At 70.2% G+C, this 18199-nt stretch carries 16 protein-coding genes; 7 read left to right on the plus strand and 9 right to left on the minus strand.

Translation table 11 applies throughout. The features are described 5' to 3' along the window. The first annotated feature begins 297 nt into the window (after nt 1-297). Together BJ965_RS09745 and BJ965_RS09750 are read left to right on the plus strand one after the other, a co-directional pair. A complete protein-coding gene (locus BJ965_RS09745) occupies nt 298-855 on the plus strand; it encodes a DUF6082 family protein (protein ID WP_184908308.1) in 558 nt (185 codons plus the stop codon). A gap of 263 nt (nt 856-1118) precedes the next feature. Beyond that, the gene (locus tag BJ965_RS09750) at nt 1119-1358 is read left to right on the plus strand and encodes a hypothetical protein (RefSeq protein WP_030845498.1); all 240 of its coding nucleotides are present in this window, start codon (nt 1119-1121) and stop codon (nt 1356-1358) included. Nucleotides 1359-1438: 80 nt separating this feature from the next. Here the strand turns inward: BJ965_RS09750 and BJ965_RS09755 are convergent, their stop codons facing one another. Then, on the minus strand, nt 1439-2599 hold the full coding sequence (locus tag BJ965_RS09755) for a citrate synthase (RefSeq protein ID WP_184908309.1): 1161 nt from the start codon (nt 2597-2599) through the stop codon (nt 1439-1441). Nucleotides 2600-2709: 110 nt separating this feature from the next. Here BJ965_RS09755 and BJ965_RS09760 point away from each other — a divergent pair, with 110 nt between their 5' ends. The 4 genes from BJ965_RS09760 to BJ965_RS09775 all read left to right on the plus strand — a co-directional run bounded on the left by BJ965_RS09760 (nt 2710) and on the right by BJ965_RS09775 (nt 7601). Beyond that, on the plus strand, nt 2710-3993 hold the full coding sequence (locus tag BJ965_RS09760) for a citrate synthase (protein WP_184908310.1): 1284 nt from the start codon (nt 2710-2712) through the stop codon (nt 3991-3993). A 53-nt stretch (nt 3994-4046) separates the two neighbouring features. Further along, the gene (locus tag BJ965_RS09765; RefSeq protein WP_184908311.1) at nt 4047-4991 is read left to right on the plus strand and encodes a sucrase ferredoxin; all 945 of its coding nucleotides are present in this window, start codon (nt 4047-4049) and stop codon (nt 4989-4991) included. 256 nt (nt 4992-5247) lie between these two features. Then, nucleotides 5248-6921: a sensor histidine kinase gene (locus BJ965_RS09770; RefSeq protein ID WP_184908312.1), complete on the plus strand. Its 1674-nt coding sequence runs from the start codon at nt 5248-5250 to the stop codon at nt 6919-6921. Beyond that, on the plus strand, nt 6921-7601 hold the full coding sequence (locus BJ965_RS09775; RefSeq protein ID WP_184917004.1) for a response regulator: 681 nt from the start codon (nt 6921-6923) through the stop codon (nt 7599-7601). Before BJ965_RS09770 ends, BJ965_RS09775 begins: the two co-directional genes overlap by 1 nt. 70 nt (nt 7602-7671) lie before the next feature. Here the strand turns inward: BJ965_RS09775 and BJ965_RS09780 are convergent, their stop codons facing one another. From BJ965_RS09780 to BJ965_RS09805, 6 genes are all read right to left on the minus strand, one after another. Next, nucleotides 7672-9264 carry a solute symporter family protein gene (locus tag BJ965_RS09780; RefSeq protein WP_184908313.1) on the minus strand — a complete coding sequence of 531 codons (1593 nt, stop codon included), beginning with the start codon at nt 9262-9264 and terminating at the stop codon, nt 7672-7674. Then, nucleotides 9261-9815, minus strand: coding sequence for a DUF485 domain-containing protein (locus BJ965_RS09785; protein ID WP_184908314.1), 555 nt, complete (start codon nt 9813-9815; stop codon nt 9261-9263). The genes BJ965_RS09780 and BJ965_RS09785 overlap by 4 nt, the downstream gene beginning before the upstream one ends. Nucleotides 9816-9883: 68 nt before the next feature. Beyond that, nucleotides 9884-10567 (minus strand): response regulator transcription factor, encoded by a 684-nt coding sequence (locus BJ965_RS09790; RefSeq protein WP_184908315.1) that lies wholly within the window; start codon nt 10565-10567, stop codon nt 9884-9886. After that, a complete protein-coding gene (locus BJ965_RS09795) occupies nt 10564-11715 on the minus strand; it encodes a sensor histidine kinase (RefSeq protein WP_184908316.1) in 1152 nt (383 codons plus the stop codon). Before BJ965_RS09795 ends, BJ965_RS09790 begins: the two co-directional genes overlap by 4 nt. Next, nucleotides 11712-12236 (minus strand): DUF1453 domain-containing protein, encoded by a 525-nt coding sequence (locus BJ965_RS09800; protein WP_184908317.1) that lies wholly within the window; start codon nt 12234-12236, stop codon nt 11712-11714. Before BJ965_RS09800 ends, BJ965_RS09795 begins: the two co-directional genes overlap by 4 nt. Nucleotides 12237-12497: 261 nt before the next feature. Next, complete coding sequence (locus BJ965_RS09805; RefSeq protein WP_184908318.1) at nt 12498-14621, minus strand: DNA gyrase/topoisomerase IV subunit B; 2124 nt, start codon at nt 14619-14621, stop codon at nt 12498-12500. Between the two features lie 442 nt (nt 14622-15063). Here BJ965_RS09805 and BJ965_RS09810 point away from each other — a divergent pair, with 442 nt between their 5' ends. Further along, complete coding sequence (locus BJ965_RS09810) at nt 15064-15294, plus strand: DUF7455 domain-containing protein (RefSeq protein WP_030845472.1); 231 nt, start codon at nt 15064-15066, stop codon at nt 15292-15294. Between the two features lie 120 nt (nt 15295-15414). On the opposite strand, the gene BJ965_RS09815 is transcribed toward BJ965_RS09810, so the two are convergent. Together BJ965_RS09815 and BJ965_RS09820 are read right to left on the minus strand one after the other, a co-directional pair. Further along, nucleotides 15415-16263: a S1 family peptidase gene (locus BJ965_RS09815; RefSeq protein WP_184908319.1), complete on the minus strand. Its 849-nt coding sequence runs from the start codon at nt 16261-16263 to the stop codon at nt 15415-15417. Nucleotides 16264-16400: 137 nt separating this feature from the next. Then, complete coding sequence (locus BJ965_RS09820; protein ID WP_184908320.1) at nt 16401-17942, minus strand: RNA polymerase sigma factor; 1542 nt, start codon at nt 17940-17942, stop codon at nt 16401-16403. Between the last annotated feature and the right edge of the window lie 257 nt (nt 17943-18199).

Genomic DNA, 18199 nt, shown 5'->3' on the forward strand with positions numbered 1-18199 from the left:
CGTGCACCGGCTCGCGTTCCCGGCACACATGGGAAATGGGGATGCCGCCCCAGGATACGAGCCGTGAGATCCACGCCGAAGTGAACGATTGTTAGCAGCACCGGCGGGGCAGACGTTGGGCATGGCGCCGGTTTGTGCGACCCTCGCTTCCCTCCGTGCGCCTCCTCTCCGCCTCCCCGCCGATCAGAGCCGCTCGGCACTCTGGGAGACGGCAAGCGCCGCCCACCGCTCGCCGGTCCCCTCCAGTCGACCCGCACCCCGACGACCGGCGGACGGCCGCCTGAACCGGGGGTTGACATGACCACACAGAAGTTTGGGTTTCGAGGACTGAGGGCCACCGCCTCGGCCGGGATGGGGCTGGCGGCGGGTGCCGCCGTCGCCTTGGCCCTGCAGTGGCCCGCGTTCCACGCGTTGCGCGCCCGGATCGAGCACCTGGAGGAGGCCGCGCAGTCGCAGCGCCGGACCAACTTCGCGCACCAGCAGCGTCTCCACTGGGAGCTGCTGAGCAAGGCGATGGACGATCCGGAACTGGCCGAGGTGCTCGACGCCTACGACGGAACCGTCTCCCCGAGGAAGCAGCGCCAGTTCCTCTTCGCCAACGCCCTCTACACCAACGCCCTGTGCTACTACCGCATGGGCAACGTGACCAGAGAGGAGTTCTTCGGTTTCGCCCGGAGCATGCTGCAGAACCCCCTCTTCAGGGAGTACTGGTACGCCACCCGCCCACATCGGGCGACCCTCGTCGACACCTCCGACGAGGCCGGGCTGGGCCGCATGGTCGACGATCTGCTCGTGCAGCTGGAGGAGGCGGACATCGACGAGTGGTGGGTCGTCGGGGATCCGCCGGGCGAGTAGTTCCACGCCCCGGCCGTAAGCACCGCACCTCGCGGATCACTCTCCGGAACGGATCACACGGCTGGGCGGTAACGAACCCATAAACCGGCGCGTTTCCCCAGGTGCCAACAAGGTTGACTACTGCGCATCCCGCGAACCGGGTCGACCACCGCCGAACCGCCGCTCCACGCCGCCCGGTTGTCGAGGCCGCGGCCCCACAGGGCCGCATCGCACCGCAGGCGCAGTGCGCACCACGCCTCGAGATCAAAAGGAACGCAAGAACAGTGAGCCACATCATCCGTCGGATTGGCACCCCTCCCAGCGCCCGGGGCAGTACGACTGGTGCCAATTGCCCCGATATCTTCGAGCTGTCCGACGGCAGGTTCGCTGTGATCGGCACGGACCTCACCGAAGAACTGGACGGGAAGCTCCCCGCCGACGCGTCCAGGGCTGACTACGAGCGCATCGTCGTGGTCTCGCGCAGAACCCTCATCGACGCCAAGGGCGACATTCCCGACGCCTGATCCCGTCCTTAGACCACCAGCCCGAGGCGAAGGCCCGGCACCTTCCGGTGCCGGGCTTTCGCACTCCGCGGCGCCTTCGCTCAGACGGGCAACGGCGCCGGCGCCTCCGGCCCCACGTACCGCGCCACCGGCCTGATGATCTTCGTGTCCTCCGCCTGCTCCAGGATGTTGGCGCTCCAGCCCACCGCGCGCCCGGCGGCGAAGGTCGGGGTGAACATCTCACGTGGCAGGCCGCAGAGCTCCATGACCACACCCGCGTAGTACTCGACGTTGGTGTGGAGTTCCCGGCCGGGCTTCAGCTCCGCCAGGATCGCCTCGATGTGACGCTCGACCTCGACGGCGAAGTCCACCCGCGGGCCGCCGAACCCCAGGGCGACCTCGCGCAGCATCCGGGAGCGCGGGTCCTCCGTGCGGTAGATCGCGTGCCCGAAGCCCATGATGCGCTCACCGGCGAGCACCCGCTGACGCACCCAGGAGTCGATGCGGTCCGGGGTGCCGATCGCGTCCAGGGTGTCCAGCGCGCGGCTGGGCGCACCCCCGTGCAACGGCCCCGACAGTGCCGCCACCGCCCCGGCGAGGCAGGCCGCCACGTCCGCGCCCGTCGACGCGATGACGCGAGCCGTGAAGGTTGATGCATTGAATCCGTGATCAATGGTTGAGATCAGGTACTGCTCGATCGCCCGCGCGTGCGGCTCGGTGGGCACCGAACCGGTCAGCATGTAGAGGTAGTTCGCCGCGTAGGACAGGTCCTCTCGCGGCTCCACCGGCTCCAGCCCCTCACCCAGCCGATGCAGTGCGGCGAGCAGGGTGGGCACGGCCGCGGCCGCCTCGATCGTGTCGTGCCGGCGCCGGTCGGCGTCGATGTCGTACACCGGCCGGAACCCTTTCGCCGCCCCGAGCAGCGAGAGGGCCGTCCTCATCCCGGCGAGAGGTCCGGAGCGGGCGCCGGCCGCGGCGATGGCCGGCAGTGCCGCCCGCACCCCGTCGGGCAGCCGTCGCAGCGCGGCGGTCTCGGCCGCGAAGGCCGCGCTCTGCGCGGCGTCCGGCAGTTCGCCGTGGACGAGGAGATGCCAGACGTCCTCGAAGCCGCGGGTCCGCGCGAGGTCGACGGCCGAGTACTGCCGGTAGTGGTAGAAGCCCTCCTGCCCGCGGACGTCGCCGATCCGGGTGTCGGTGACGACGACTCCGGCGAGCCCCCGGGGCGCTTCGAGAAGAGTGACTGCTGACCTGTTGACGGACATGACTTCCTCCCTGGACTTGATTTGACTGTCCATGATTGACTCTAAGACTGTCAATATTGATTGGATCAATACATCAGTCAATGGACCGGTGGACGGATACGGTGAACCCCATGCGCGATCAAGAGCCCGCCCCCATGGACGCGGAACGGCGGTTGAGCACCAAGGAGGCCGCCGAGCTGCTCGGTGTGAAGCCGGAGACCGTGTACGCGTACGTGAGCCGCGGCCAGCTCAGCAGCCGACGGGTGAGCGGCGGCCGGGGCAGCACCTTCGACGCCGGGGAGGTCGAGGCGCTCGCCCGGCGCAACAGGCGGGACAGCTCGGGCGGTTCCGGCTCGGGGAGCTCCGGCGGGGGCAATCCCGGTGGCGAACTGTCCGTCCGCACCCGCCTCACGCTCATCGAGAGCGACCGCTACTTCTTCCGCGGTGTCGATGCGGTCGAGCTGGCCACACGGCACACCTACGAGGAGGTCGCCGAATGGCTCTGGACGGGCCGGATGCTCCCGGGCAGCACGTTCACCGCGCCCGCCGCCTTCGTGTCCGTCGCCCGCCGCGCCGTCGAGGCACTGCCCGAACACGCCGCGCCCGCCGACTTGCTGCGGGTCGCGACGGTTGCCGCCGCGACCGCCGACCCGCTGCGGTTCGACCTGTCCGAGGACGCCGTCCTCGGCACCGCGCGCACTCTCATCCCGACTCTCGTCGCCGCGCTGCCGCCGGCGGGACACCACCGCCGCGACGAGGGCCCCATGGCCCACCGCCTGTGGACCAGGCTCTCGGTGCGCAAGGACCCCGACGAGGCGTCCCTGCGCGCCCTGGACGTGGCCCTCGCCCTCCTCGTCGACCACGACCTGGCCGCCTCCACCCTCGCGGTCCGCGTCGCCGCCTCGGCCCGTGCCCACCCCTACGCGGCGGTCTCCGCCGGGCTCGGCGTCATCGAAGGCCCACTGCACGGCGCGGCCAGCGGGCTCGCCCACCGGCTGCTGCAGGACGTGCTCGAGCAGGGCGACGCGGCGCCCGTGATCGCGGACGAACTGCGCGCCGGCCGCCGCGTCCCGGGTCTCGGCCACCGGCTCTACCCCGGCGAGGACCCACGCGCACGTGCCCTCTTCTCCCTCCTGGAGCGGATCCCGCGCGCGGAGCCCGCTCTCCTCGCCGCCCGCGACATCGTCGAGACCACCGCCCGGCACGCCCCCCTGCACGCCAACGTGGACCTGGCGCTCGCCGTGCTCACGGTCTCCTCCGGCATGGCCCCGACCGCGGGCGAGACGATCTTCGCCGTGGCCCGGACGGCGGGCTGGATCGCGCATGCCCTGGAGGAGTACGGCGAACGCCCGCTGCGCATGCGGCCGAGCGGTCTCTACGCAGGTCCGAAGCCTCCGCAGCCTCTGCCGGAGTAGCGCAGGGCAGGGCCGAGGTTCGCCGCGACCGAAGTCAGGTTAGGCTCACCTCTGTGAGTACGTGCTCAAGCGTCTCCCGGGACTTCGCCGAGCCCGTTTCGGGAACCGCGGCCATCGCGAGGACCTGGCTGTTGATCGAACAGCCCGGTCCGTGGGGTGCCAAGGCGCTCACCTCGAGCCACCTGGACCCCGCCCTGGGACGTGCCCTGGAGGCCGCCGCCAAGGACACCGGCGTACGGATCGCGCTCATCCGCCGCCCCGGGCGCCACGCGGACCGCCGCATGCCCACCGCACGCCAGGTGTACGTCGCGCACGTCGTCCCGGGAAACGTGTGGCTGCGCAGCGCCTCGACCTCGGACCCCGGACAGCTGCTCGGTCTCGACTTCGCCGCACTCGGCCGCGGCGACCACCGCTCGTTCGACACGCTGCTCGGCGGCCGGCCCCACGACGGTGACCCGCTCGCCCTCGTCTGCACCAACGGCAAGCGCGACCGCTGCTGCGCCCTCCTCGGCAGGCCCCTCGCGGCCGAGCTGGCGACGTCCGGGGTCGACGGCGTCTGGGAGGTCACCCATCTGGGTGGTCACCGCTTCTCCCCCACAGTGCTCGTCCTGCCGTACGGGTACGCGTACGGCCGGGCCGAGGCCCACTCCCTCAAGGAGGTCCTGCACGGCGCCCGGGAGGGGCGGATCGTCGTGGAGGGGTGCCGGGGCAGTTCCGCCTGGGAACGGCCCGGTCAGGCGGCCGAGCTCGCCGTGCGGACCACGATGGGCGAATACACCGCGGAAGCGCTGAGCGTCGTCCGGACGGCCGGGGCGGCCCCGCGCTGGGAGGTGACCGTCGCCCACGCCGACGGGCGCCGCTGGCAGGTCGAGGTGGCCCAGGGCGCGGCGCTGCCGGCCCGCCCGGAGAGCTGCGGGGCGTCCGTCCTCGGTTCACCGGCGCGGATGGACGTGGTGGCCGTGCGCGAGGTGAGGATGGCGACGGCACTGGCCGGCTGACCGAGCGCGGCCCGCTGACCGAGCGCTGACACGGCCGACGGCGGCCCTCCGGTACGGCTGCCTCGCGTCGGGTTTTGATGCCGGCCGTCAAGCATGGACTCTGCCCCTCCACGCATTGATGCTGCCGACTCTCGTGTTCATACGTTGATGCTGCTGACTCTCGTGCCTTGATGGAGCCGGCTCTGCACACATTGATCTGGAGATCCACGCCACACCCGTCTAGGGCAGGCAGCCGGCCGCACGTACCGTCTTGGGTATGAGCCCCACTCCCCCCGCACGCCGCCTGCGCCTCGGCCTGCCGCGGCGGGTGTTCTCGCAGGTGCTGCTGATGCAGGTGGCGATCGCCGCGGGAGTCGCGGTGCTCGCGACCGGGTTGTTCCTCGCTCCCCTCAGCAACCAGCTGGACGACCAGGCGATGCGCCGCGCGCTCGCGATCGCGCAGACGACCGCGCAGCAGCCGGAGCTCGCACGGCAGGTGAGTCGGACGCCGCCGTCACCGAACGGTCCGGTGCAGCAGGAGGCGGAGCGGATCCGGAAAGCCACCAAGGCCGAGTACATCGTGGTGATGGACTGGCGGGGCGTGCGCTGGTCCCACACCGACCCGAAACAGATCGGCGGCATCGTCTCCACCGACCCCGGCCAGGCACTGGCCGGCAAGGAGGTCATGGAGATCGACAGCGGGACCCTGGGCCGCTCCGCCCGGGGCAAGGTGCCGCTGCGCGACAGCGCCGGCACGGTCGTCGGCGCGGTCTCCGTCGGCATCGCCTACGACAGCGTCCGGGCCCGCCTGATCCACGCGATCCCGGGGCTGCTCGCGTATGCCGGCGGCGCCCTGGCCGTGGGAGCGCTGGCCGCGTGGCTCATCTCCCGGCGGGTTCAGCGGCAGACCAGGGACCTGGCCTTCTCGGACATCGCGGCGCTGCTGTCCGAACGCGAGGCGATGCTGCACGGCATCCGGGAGGGCGTCGTCGCCCTGGACCGCACCGGCCGCATCCGCCTCGTGAACGACGAGGCACAGCGCCTGCTGGGGATCGGGGAGACGGTGGTGGGCCGCTCCCCCGACGAGGCGCTCGGCGCGGGCCGTACGGCCGATGTACTGGCCGGACGCGTGACGGGGACGGATCTGCTCACCGTTCGGGGGCAGCGGGTGCTGGTCGCCAACCGCATGCCCACCGACGACGGCGGCGCCGTGGCCACCCTGCGTGACCGCACCGAACTGGAGCAGCTGGGCCGCGAACTGGACTCCACTCACGGTCTGATCGACGCCCTGCGCGCCCAGGACCACGAGCACGCCAACCGCATGCACACGCTTCTGGGACTGCTCGAACTGGAGATGTACGACGACGCCGTCGAGTTCGTCGGCGAGGTGGTCGGTGACCACCGGGCCACCGCGGAACAGGTCACGGAGCGGATCGAGGACCCGCTCCTCGCCGCCCTGCTGGTCGGCAAGGCGACGGTCGCGGCCGAACGGGGCGTCGCCCTGGGGGTGTCGGACCGGACCCGGCTGCCCGACCTGCTGATCGACCCGCAGGGGCTCGTCACCGTCGTCGGGAACCTGGTGGACAACGCCCTTGACGCCGTCGCCGGCACGCCGCACGCGCGCGTGGAGGTCGAACTGCGCGCGGAGGGACGTACGGCGATCCTCAGGGTGCGCGACACAGGGCCGGGGATCCCGCCGGAGCACCGCGAGTTGATCTTCACCACGGGATGGTCTACGAAGAAGCCGCCGGCTCACCGCGAGCGGGGTATCGGACTCTCCCTGGTGCGCAGGCTCGCGGAGCGGCAGGGCGGCAGCGCGACCGTCGGCGAGGCGCACGGCGGGGGCGCGGAGTTCACCGTCGTCCTGCCCGAGGCGCTGGCCGAGCCGAGCACGCAGCGGGCCGTCCTGACCGTGCCGTCGGCTCCGCAGAGCACCGAGGAGAAGTCGTGATGATCGAGGTCCTGGTCGTGGACGACGACATGAGAGTCGCACGGGTCAACGCCGCCTACGTCGAGAAGGTGCCGGGCTTCCATGTCGCCGGCGTGGCCCACAGCGCCGCGGAAGCGCTGCACCAGCTGGAGACACTGCCGCGGCTGGACCTGGTACTCCTGGACCACTATCTGCCGGACGCGACAGGGCTGGCGGTCGTCCAGGAGATGCGACGGCGCGGCGACCAGACCGACGTGATCATGGTCACGGCCGCGCGGGACGTCTCCACCGTGCAGGCCGCGATGCGGCACGGCGCACTGCAGTATCTGGTCAAGCCGTTCGCCTTCGCCGGCCTGCGGTCCAAGCTCGAGGCGTACGCCGAGCTGCGCCGCACCCTCGACGGCGGTGGAGAGGCCGAGCAGGCCGAGGTGGACCGCATCTTCGGGGCGCTCTCGGCGCCGTCGGAACCCGCCCTGCCCAAGGGGCACTCCCCCACCACCGCCGAGCTGGTCCGACAGTCCCTCATGAACGCGGACGGGCCCCTGTCCGCCCAGGAGATCGCCGAGCGGACCGGGGTGAGCCGGCAGACCGCCCAGCGCTATCTGAAGCTCCTGGAACGCACGGGACGGGCCAGACTCACCCTCAAGTACGGCGACGCGGGCCGCCCGGAACACCGATACGTGTGGGCGACCCGCGGCTAGGCGACACCCTGCCCGTTCCTCCACGAACTGGTGCCGGTCAACCCTCCTGCCGAAGCCGACGGCACCACCCCTACGCCGCTCCTGCACCCGTCAGCGAGCGCACCTCGGTCTCCGCGTGCTTGGCCTCGTCCGCGACCTCCCTCGAGGTGACCGTGCCCAGCCAGCCCGCGAGGAAGCCGAGGGGGATCGACACCAGCCCCGGGTTCTGCAGCGGGAAGTACTGGAGGTCGACGCCCGGGAAGAGCGAGTCAGGGCTTCCCGAGACCACCGGGGACATCACCACGAGCACCACGGCGGGGACGAGACCACCGTAGACGGCCCACACGGCGCCCCGTGTGGTGAAGCCGCGCCAGAACAGGGAGTAGAGCAGCACCGGCAGGTTCGCCGACGCGGCGACGGCGAAGGCCAGGCCGACCAGGAACGCCACGTTCAGGTCCCGCGCCAGCAGGCTGAGCGCGATCGCCAGCACGCCGACGCCGACGGCGGCGGCACGGGCCACGGCCACCTCGCTGCGCGGCTTCCCGCCCCTGCGCCGCAGGGAGGCGTACAGGTCGTGGGCCACGGACGCCGAGGACGCGAGCGTGATCCCGGCGACCACGGCGAGGATCGTGGCGAAGGCGACCGCGGCGACGATCGCGAAGAGAACCGTCCCCCCGGTGGAACCCGCCCCGCCGCCCAGGTCGAGGGCCAGCAGCGGAACCGCCGTATTCCCTGCCGCGTTCGACCCTCGTACCGCGTCGGGCCCCAGGATGGCGGCCGCGCCGAAACCGAGCACGATCGTCATGAGGTAGAAGCCGCCGATGAGCCCGACGGCCCAGACGACCGAGCGGCGGGCGGCCCGCGCGGTGGGCACCGTGTAGAAGCGGGACAGGATGTGCGGCAACCCCGCCGTACCCAGCACCAGCGCCAGCCCCAGACTGATGAAGTCGAAGCGGGCCGTCCAGTCCCCGCCGTACTTCAGCCCCGGCGCCAGGAACGCCTCGCCGTGCCCACTGCGTTCGGCCGCCGTGAGCAGCAGCCGGTCCACGTCGCCGTGGAAGCGCACCAGGACGAGCACCGTCAGCGCGATGGTGCCGCCGAGCAGGAGAACGGCCTTGACGATCTGGATCCATGTGGTCGCCCGCATCCCTCCCAGTGACACATAGATCACCATCAGCGCGCCGACACCGATGACGGTCCAATCCCGCGCCGCGTCGCTGGTACCCCCGAGCAGCAGCGCCACCAGGCTGCCCGCGCCGACCATCTGCGCCACCAGGTACAGAACGGACACCGTGACCGAGGAGGTTCCCGCCGCGATGCGTACCGGCCGCGCCCTCATCCGCGCCGCCACGACGTCGGCGAGCGTGAACCGGCCGCAGTTGCGTACCAGTTCCGCGACCAGGAACAGCACCACCAGCCACGCCACGAGGAAACCGACGACGTACAACAGCCCGTCGTAACCGAACAGCGCGATGAGCCCGGTGACTCCGAGGAAGGAAGCGGCTGACATGTAGTCGCCGGCGATGGCAAAACCATTCTCCATGGGTGAGAACAGCCGCCCGCCCGCGTAGAACTCCTCCGCCGACCCCCGTCGGTTGCGGCTGACATACGTGGTGATCCCCAGCGTGACCGCGACGAACGCGCTGAAGAGCAGCAGCGCCAGCGTCTGATGTTCCTCCGTCACGACGTACCACCGTTCACGCCACGTGTCAGTTCCTGTGTGTCCCACCGCAGTTCGAGCGCGGCCCGGTCCCTGCGCAACCGCGCGTGCCGCGCGTACGCCCAGGTGAGCAGGAACGTGGACAGGAACTGCCCGAGCCCCGCCACCATCGCCACGTTCACCGCTCCCGCCACGGGCCGCGCCATCAGCTCCGGCGCGGTTGTCGCGGCCACGACGTAGCCCACGTACCAGGCGAAGAAGGCCGTGAACGCCGGCACCACGAACCGCCGGTACCGCCGCCGCACCTCCTGAAAGGCCGCGCTGTGCTGCACTTCCAGGTACACATCGGCCGCCGCGGCCCCCGTCCCGTCCTCCGTCCGTGCCGACGGGACCAGCCCAGGGCCTTGCGCCCCGTCACCGGCCGACTCGCCCCAGCCGGAGGCGAGGGCGTCGTACCAGGGATCGTCGTACCTGAGCTGTCCGTTCTCGGCCTGGGCCGGGTCATGACCGTCGAGAGGCTCGACCCAACTCTCCTGGCCGTCCCCGCCAGGGGGACGGCCCTTGCTTAGCTGCATGCCCAAGGATGGACAGAACGGGAAGATCCCCGACTCTTCTTCCCCTCGGTCTTCACCCCTTCAGGTGACTAACCCGCTGGTGGCCGCACGAGTCCTTTCGCGTAGGCGTAACGCACGGCCTGCGCACGGTCCTTGAGCCTGGTCTTGGTGAAGAGGTTGTTGATATGGGTCTTCACGGTCGCCGTGGAGACATTCAGTCTCCGGGCGATCTCCGGGTTGCTGAGCCCCTCCGCGATGAGGAGCAGCACCTCCATCTCCCGGGCCGTGAGCCCGTCCGGTGGCTCAGACGGCGCGGCCGGTCCGCGCTCGGCCTCCGACAGGCGCTCCAGCAGGCGTCTTTGGATGCCCGGGGAGAGGCCCGCGTCTCCGGACAGCACGCTGTGCACGGTTCGCACGATCTCGTCCCCGCCCGCGTCCTTGGTGAGATAGCCGCGCGCGCCCGCCGCCAGCGCCGGGAACAGCGACTCGTCGTCCGCGAACGTGGTGAGCACGACGACCTGCGTCCCGGGGTGCTCCGCGCGGATCCTGCGGGTCGCCTCCACTCCGTCGCAGCGCGGCATCCGCAGGTCCATCAGCACCACGTCCGGGGCGAGTCCCGCGACGAGCGCCACCGCCTCCTCCCCGTCCCCCGCGGCGCCGACGACCTCGATCCCGGGCAGCAGACCGAGCAGCATCACGATGCCCTCCCGCACCACGGTCTGGTCGTCGGCGACCACCACCCGAGCGGACTTCGGCTCGGCCTCCTGCGTCATACCGGCACCTTCAACGTCACCACGAACCCCTTCTCGCCCGGCCCGGCCTCGAGGGAGCCGCCCAGCAACTCGGCTCGCTCCCGCATGCCCAGCAGACCGTACCCGGCGCCCGTCCCGGTCAGTTCACCCGGCGAGCCCCCCGAGTCCCGTACGTCCAGGGTCACTTCGTGCGGACGGTAGTCGAGCCTGAGCCGGACCTTGGCGCCCGGGGCGTGCTTGCGGACGTTCGTCAGCGCCTCCTGTGCCGCTCTGCGTACGGCCTGGGAAGCCTCGGTCGACAAGGCCCTTCGTTCACCCGTGACAGTGATCTCCGCGCCTCCGGCCCTGCCCACGAGCTCGTTCAGGAAGTCTTCCAGCGGGGTGAGATCCCCGCGCAGGGCGGAGAGCGCCTGACGGGTCTCGGCGAGGCCGCCCCGCGCCATCTCCCGCGCCGCGACCACACGTTCGTGGATCTGCTCCCGTTCTCCTCCCCGCTCGATCAGCAGCCGGGCCGCCTCCAGGTGCACGAGCTGGGCCGAGAGGCTGTGCGCCAGCACGTCGTGGATCTCCCGCGCTATGCGGGCCCGCTCCGCGAGCGCGGCCGTCTCCGCCTCTGCCACGCGCGCTGCCCGCTCCTGAGCGAGGAGCCGTTGGGCGCTGCCGCGGGCCTCGGCGTCGAGGCGCAGCGTGTAGCCGGCCAGGGCGATACCGATGCCGGTGACCACGGTCGTCAGCACGTCGTCGTTGTTGACGAACCCGTACGCGCCGAGTGCCACGGCCGCGGCGCTCAGTGCTGCCACCGGCGGCAGCCGCTCCAGTGCCGAGACGGCGCAGCCGCACCACATGACCAGGGCGGCGACGGCGAATCCGGACAGCTGGGCTGCGAGGGCGATGACCTGCAGCAGGGCGAGCGAGGCCAGCGACGCCCACAGCCGGTGCCGTAGCGTGGTCCGGAAGAAAGCCCAGGTGAGCAGCGCCGACAGCAGGACTCCCGCGGCGCCGACAGCCGCCGCCCAGCCGCCCGCGTGGCTGTCGGCGAAGGCACCCCACAGCAGCAGCCCGAGGACCAGCGTCCGCACCGTCCAGGCCAGCAGGCAGCGGGAGCGTGAGAGTCCTTCCCGGCTGAGCGCTTCCCGGGAAGGCCAGCGCGCCCAGACGTTCCCCTTCACCCGCGCTCCCTCCCCACGGACCAGGCCGTGCCGTCACCGTACGCCCTGCTCGGCGTCGCGCCGGGGCACAGGGACTGCCCACGCCAGGCAAGGATTCCGGCCCGGATGAGCAGGGTGCCGGCGAGCCCCAGCAACAGGGCGGAGCTGTCCTGGTGCACGCCCACCGCTGCACCGAGCGCGAAGAGCCCGGCGCGCAGGCCGACTCCGACGGCGCAGACGGCGACGCTCGCCGGACTGCTCCTGCTCCAGACAATGCCGTCCGGCTCCGCCCAGATGCGGGTCGTCCAGGCCCAGCCGGCACCGGTGGCCAGGCCCACGAGCAGCTCGGCACCCAGCAGAAACACCGAGGCGGTGTGGTGTTGGGCGTCGAGCAGGCCGGGCTCGCGCAGCGCGAGGACGACCAGGATCACGGGCAGGAGCCACCAGCGGCGTTCGCTGTCGAGCCGGCCTGCACGGAACTGCCGGGCTATCACCACGACGGCGACGAGCACGATCAGCGACGCGTCGATGAGCCCGGACATCACAGCCTCCGTGAGCGAGAAGGGGGGTACCGGCAGCGGGTGCTGCCGACGCCTTCGACACTACGGAAATCGCCAGGTCAGGGGATCGGAGTGTAGGTGGATCACGGGTGGATCCTCGGCTGTGCGTCTCTCCACCCGGGGGTGGAGAGACGCCTCGGCGTGAGACGGTACACAGGCGCCTCCGGCATGCCGGACCGCGCTGCGGCACCGGCCGGGTCCCCGAACCACCCGGCCTCACCCGACGGCAGCCGGGTGCCGCGGCTACGCGTCGATCCGCGACCGGTCCAGCGTCGCCGCCGAGTTGGAGATGAACTCCTTGCGCGGCGCCACGTCGTTGCCCATCAGCAGGTCGAAAACCTGCTCGGCGGACTCCAGGTCAGAGAGGTTGATCCGGCGCAGGGTGCGGTGACGCGGGTCCATCGTCGTCTCGGCCAGCTGGTCGGCGTCCATCTCGCCGAGGCCCTTGTAGCGCTGGATCGAGTCCTTGTAGCGGATGCCCTTGCTCTGGAACTCCATGAGCTTGTCGCGCAGTTCGCGGTCCGAGTACGTGTAGACGTACTTGTCCTGGCCCTTCTTCGGCTGGACGATCTCGATGCGGTGCAGCGGCGGCACCGCCGCGAAGACCCGGCCGGCCTCGACCATGGGCCGCATGTAGCGGTGGAACAGCGTCAGCAGCAGGGTGCGGATGTGTGAGCCGTCGACATCGGCGTCGGTCATCATGATGATCTTGCCGTAGCGGGCGGTGTCGATGTCGAAGGTCCGGCCCGAGCCGGCTCCTATGACCTGGATGATCGCGCCGCACTCGGCGTTCTTCAGCATGTCCGTCACGGACGACTTCTGGACGTTGAGGATCTTGCCGCGGATCGGCAGCAGCGCCTGGAACTCGGAGTTCCGGGCGAGCTTGGCCGTACCGAGCGCGGAGTCACCCTCGACGATGAAGAGCTCGCTGCGGTCGACGTCGTCGCTGCGGCAGTCGGCCAGCTTGGCGGGCAGCGAGGAGGACTCCAGGGCCGTCTTGCGCCGCTGCGCGTCCTTGTGCTGCCGCGCGGCGATGCGCGTACGGGCCGCGGCGACGGCCTTCTCCATCACGACACGGGCCTGCTGGGCGGCGTCCCGCTTCGTGGACGTCAGGAACGCCTTGAGTTCCTTGGAGATCACCGTGTTCACGATGCGGCGTGCCGCCGAGGTCCCGAGGACCTCCTTGGTCTGCCCCTCGAACTGCGGCTCGGCCAGACGCACGGTCACGACCGCCGTCAGCCCCTCCAGCGCGTCGTCCTTGACGATGTCGTCCTCGGCGACACGCAGCAGCTTCTTGGCGCGGAGCACCTCGTTCATCGTGGCGGCCACGGCCTGCTCGAAGCCGGCGACATGGGTACCGCCCTTGGGCGTGGCGATGATGTTCACGAACGACTTGAGGGTCGTGTCGTATCCCGTGCCCCAGCGCATCGCCACGTCGACATCGAGCTCACGGGTGACCTGGGTGGGGGTCATCTGACCGTGCTCGTCCAGAACCGGGACGGTCTCCTTGAAGGTGCCCTGCCCGGAGAAGCGGAGGACATCGCAGACCGGCTTGTCGTTGGCCAGGTACTCGCAGAACTCGCTGATTCCGCCGTCGAAGCGGAAGGATTCCTCGCCCTTGCTGCCGCCTTCGCCGAGCCCGTACTCGTCGCGCACGACGATGGTCAGGCCGGGGACCAGGAACGCGGTCTGCCGCGCGCGCTGGTGCAGCGTCTCCAGGTTGAGCTTGGCGTCCTTGAGGAAGATCTGGCGGTCGGCCCAGTACCGCACGCGCGTGCCGGTGCGGGTCTTCGGGATCTTCTTGGCCTTGCGCAGACCGCTCTTGGCCTCGAACTTGGCCTCCGCGCCGTTCCCCGCGAAGGCGCCGGGGACGCCGCGCCGGAAGCTGATCGCGTGGGTGTGGCCATTGCGGTCCACCTCGACGTCCAGCCGGGCGGACAGTGCGTTCACCACGGAGGCGCCCACGCCGTGCAGACCGCCGGAAGCGGCGTAGGAGCCACCTCCGAACTTGCCGCCGGCGTGCAGCTTGGTCATGACGACCTCGACACCGGAGAGGCCGGTCTTGGGCTCGACGTCGATCGGGATACCCCGGCCGTTGTCCCGGACCTCGACCGAGCCGTCGTCCTGGAGGATCACCTCGATGTGGTCGCAGTACCCGCCCAGGGCCTCGTCGACGGAGTTGTCGATGATCTCCCAGACGCAGTGCATCAAGCCACGGCTGTCGGTCGACCCGATGTACATACCCGGGCGCTTGCGTACGGCCTCGAGCCCCTCGAGGACGAGCAGGTGCCGCGCGGTGTAGTTGGAACCGTCCCGGTCTGCTCCTGCCAGCAGAGCTGTGGACGGCACGGACGTCTCGGCGGTCACGCGGTTCGCTCCTCGCTGAATTTCAGATGGGGCCCTCATGGGTAAGGGCGCGGCTTCAGTCACCGGTGAGAGGGTACCGAGGCCTGGTAGAGCCGTTGTAACGCCACCCTCGTCGAAAACTCACACTAGTCCACAGTCGCATGCGTGTTCGATCCCTCGATGGAGTGAAGTACACATCACGTTCCCTTCCAGGCATGAACCATTTAGGCTCCGGGCACGTCCTCATGAACAACCGGCAACCCAGCCGGGAGGACCGACCACCGATACAACGCGAAGCCCCGTAAGACACATAGACACGCAATACGGCACATTCGCCGCCAACCGGCAGCAGACAGCCGCCTCGCAAAGATTCTTTCGAGGAAAAGCCACGAGCGGGAACGTTTTGGGGCTGGTTGGATGTTGACCCTGGTACGACAGCTCGTCGAGCTAGAGAAGAGGCGACGTGACTACTGTTCTGACCCCTGCGAGCCAGCTGACGGCCGCTGATCGCTGCGACCGCTGCGGCGCCCAGGCGTACCTGCGCGTCGTCCTGCTCAGCGGCGGAGAACTGCTCTTCTGCGCCCACCATGGCCGCAAGTTCGAGCCGGAACTCAAGAAGATCGCCGCTGAGATACAGGACGAGACGGAGCGACTCACGTCCGCTCCCGCGAACGCCTCCGAAGAAGAGCGCTGAGACCTCGCGTCCGACGACGAGCCAGCCCGGCACAGGCCGGTGGACGGGCGGCTGCCTCTGGTCACCAGGAGCAGCCGCCCGTCCTCGTCCGCTCAGCCGGTTCAGGCTCCTGCGGACGCCTCACGCATCGCCCGAGGCCCGCGCCCAGCCGAGCGTCCGCATGATGTCGGACACCCGCATGTACACCCCGGGATTGCCGGCCCTGCCGCAGCCGATCCCCCAGGACACGAGCCCGATCAGGCGCCCCTGGGCCACCAGCGGGCCCCCACTGTCCCCCTGGCAGGCGTCCCGGCCCCCCTCGGGCTCCCCGGCACACAGCATGCTCGTGGCGTCGTAGGTGCCGTCCGAGCCGCCCGGATACGCCTCCTCGCACAGCGCGTCGGGGAGCACCCGCACGCGCGCCGCCCGCAGACTGTCCGGGTACTCACCGGCACCCGAGATGTCGCCCCAGCCGTACACCGTCGCGGTCTCGCCCGCCGCGTACGCGGGATCACCGTCGGCCGCCATGCCGATGACCGGGTCGCCCTGAAGCGGTTCGGCCAGAGTGAGCACGCCGAAGTCCCCGGCATTGCTGACACCGTCGTAGGCCGGGTTCACCCAGGCTTGGCTCACTCTGACCTCCTGACCCCCGCGCCCCGAGAGCAGGTCTGTACGTCCGGCTATGACCTTGAGATCGCGTACGCGCTCCGGCGGCCCGCCCAGGACGTCCTCGTCCAGGCAGTGGGCCGCGGTGAGAACCGTCGCGCGGCCGACCGCCACACCTCCGCAGAACTGACCCGCGCGCGTACCGCCGAACCGGTCACGGCTGGACAGGGCCACCGTCCAAGGGCTCTGGGACGCCTCGACGGGAAACCCGCCTATGACGACACTGTCGGCGGCCACAGGGGCACTGGAGCCCATGGACAGGGCCGGTATCGCGGCTGCCAGGACCAGCGGCAGGACCAAAACTCGTGCCGGACGACGTCGCATACACACTCCTCACTCCGTGGTGTCCGTGGGACACCCAGAGTGATCCACCCCGCGGAACCCCGCACCCGCGGCAAGGCAGCATCACGGAAGGCCCGGCCCCCTGGGGGAACCGGGCCTTCCGTGCCGTACGCCCTCGATCAGTCGAGGTAGTCGCGCAGCACCTGCGAACGCGACGGGTGACGCAGCTTCGACATGGTCTTGGACTCGATCTGGCGGATCCGCTCGCGCGTGACGCCGTAGACCTTGCCGATCTCGTCGAGGGTCTTCGGCTGACCGTCGGTGAGGCCGAAGCGCATCGAGACGACGCCCGCCTCGCGCTCGGACAGGGTGTCCAGGACGGAGTGCAGCTGCTCCTGCAGGAGCGTGAAGCTGACCGCGTCGGCCGGGACGACAGCCTCGGAGTCCTCGATGAGGTCACCGAACTCGCTGTCGCCGTCCTCGCCCAGCGGGGTGTGCAGCGAGATGGGCTCCCGGCCGTACTTCTGGACCTCGATGACCTTCTCGGGGGTCATGTCGAGTTCCTTGGCCAGCTCCTCCGGAGTGGGCTCGCGGCCCAGGTCCTGGAGCATCTGGCGCTGCACGCGCGCGAGCTTGTTGATGACCTCGACCATGTGCACCGGGATACGGATGGTGCGGGCCTGGTCGGCCATGGCGCGGGTGATCGCCTGACGGATCCACCAGGTGGCGTACGTGGAGAACTTGTAGCCCTTGGTGTAGTCGAACTTCTCGACCGCGCGGATCAGACCGAGGTTGCCCTCCTGGATGAGGTCCAGGAACAACATGCCGCGGCCCGTGTAACGCTTGGCCAGGGAGACCACCAGACGGAGGTTGGCCTCCAGGAGGTGGTTCTTGGCACGGCGTCCGTCCTCGGCGATGATCTCCAGCTCGCGCTTGAGCTTCGGGGCCAGCTTGTCGGCGTTCGCGAGCTTGTCCTCGGCGAACAGACCCGCCTCGATGCGCTTGGCGAGCTCGACCTCCTGCTCGGCGTTGAGCAGCGGGACCTTGCCGATCTGCTTGAGGTAGTCCTTGACCGGGTCGGCGGTGGCGCCGGCAGCGGCGACCTGCTGGGCAGGCGCGTCGTCCTCGTCCTCGTCGGAGAGCACGAAGCCCGCGTTCTCGGTGGTGCCCTCGGGCTCCTCACCGGCCTTGCCGGGAGCTGCCTCCTCGAGCACCTCCTCCTCGATGATCTCGGCGTCGTCCTTCTTGGCACCGGTCTTCTTGGCCGCCGTCTTCTTGGCGACGGTCTTCTTGGCTGCCGCCTTCTTGGCGGTCGTCTTCTTGGCAGCCGCCTTCTTGGCGGGTGCCTCCTCCTCGGCGGCGGGCTCGGTGGCGGGCGCCGCCGGTGTGGCGGTGGCAGTGGCCTTCCGGGTGGTCACCGCCTTGGCCGCGACCGTCTTGGTGGCGGTGCGCTTGGCGGGACTCTTCGCTGCGACGCTCTTTCGGGTGCGCTTGGGCTCTGCGGCACTGACCATCAGCGTCACACCCTCTTCCTCGAGGATCTGGTTGAGGCTGCGCAGTACGTTCTTCCACTGAGTGGCCGGGATCTGGTCAGCTTCGAAGGCCCGACGCACGTCATCGCCGGCGATCTGCCCCTCAGCCTTTCCCCGCTCAATGAGCGCCATGACAGAGACGGACTCGGCGATCTCCGGCGGGAGCGTACGGGATGTGCTGGCCGACACGAACAACCTCTCGGAACGTTGGAAAACGGCTTCCGGCCCCGTCCACAGTGGACAGGAGCCGACCACCGGCTTGGGGATGGGCCGACGGCGCGGGCGGGGGCCGGGAAGATGCACAGCGCCGTGAACGGCGTCCGTATTCCCTCCGCGGCTGTCACCTCTTAGGTCATCGTGTTCTTCCCGCGAGCGTTACGCCCAATCCGCGTGGCCCGAGTCACACCCCGTAAGCGAACAAAAACGGTCAGACGCACACAGAGGGG

Source organism: Streptomyces luteogriseus, from assembly GCF_014205055.1.
Classification (GTDB): domain Bacteria; phylum Actinomycetota; class Actinomycetes; order Streptomycetales; family Streptomycetaceae; genus Streptomyces; species Streptomyces luteogriseus.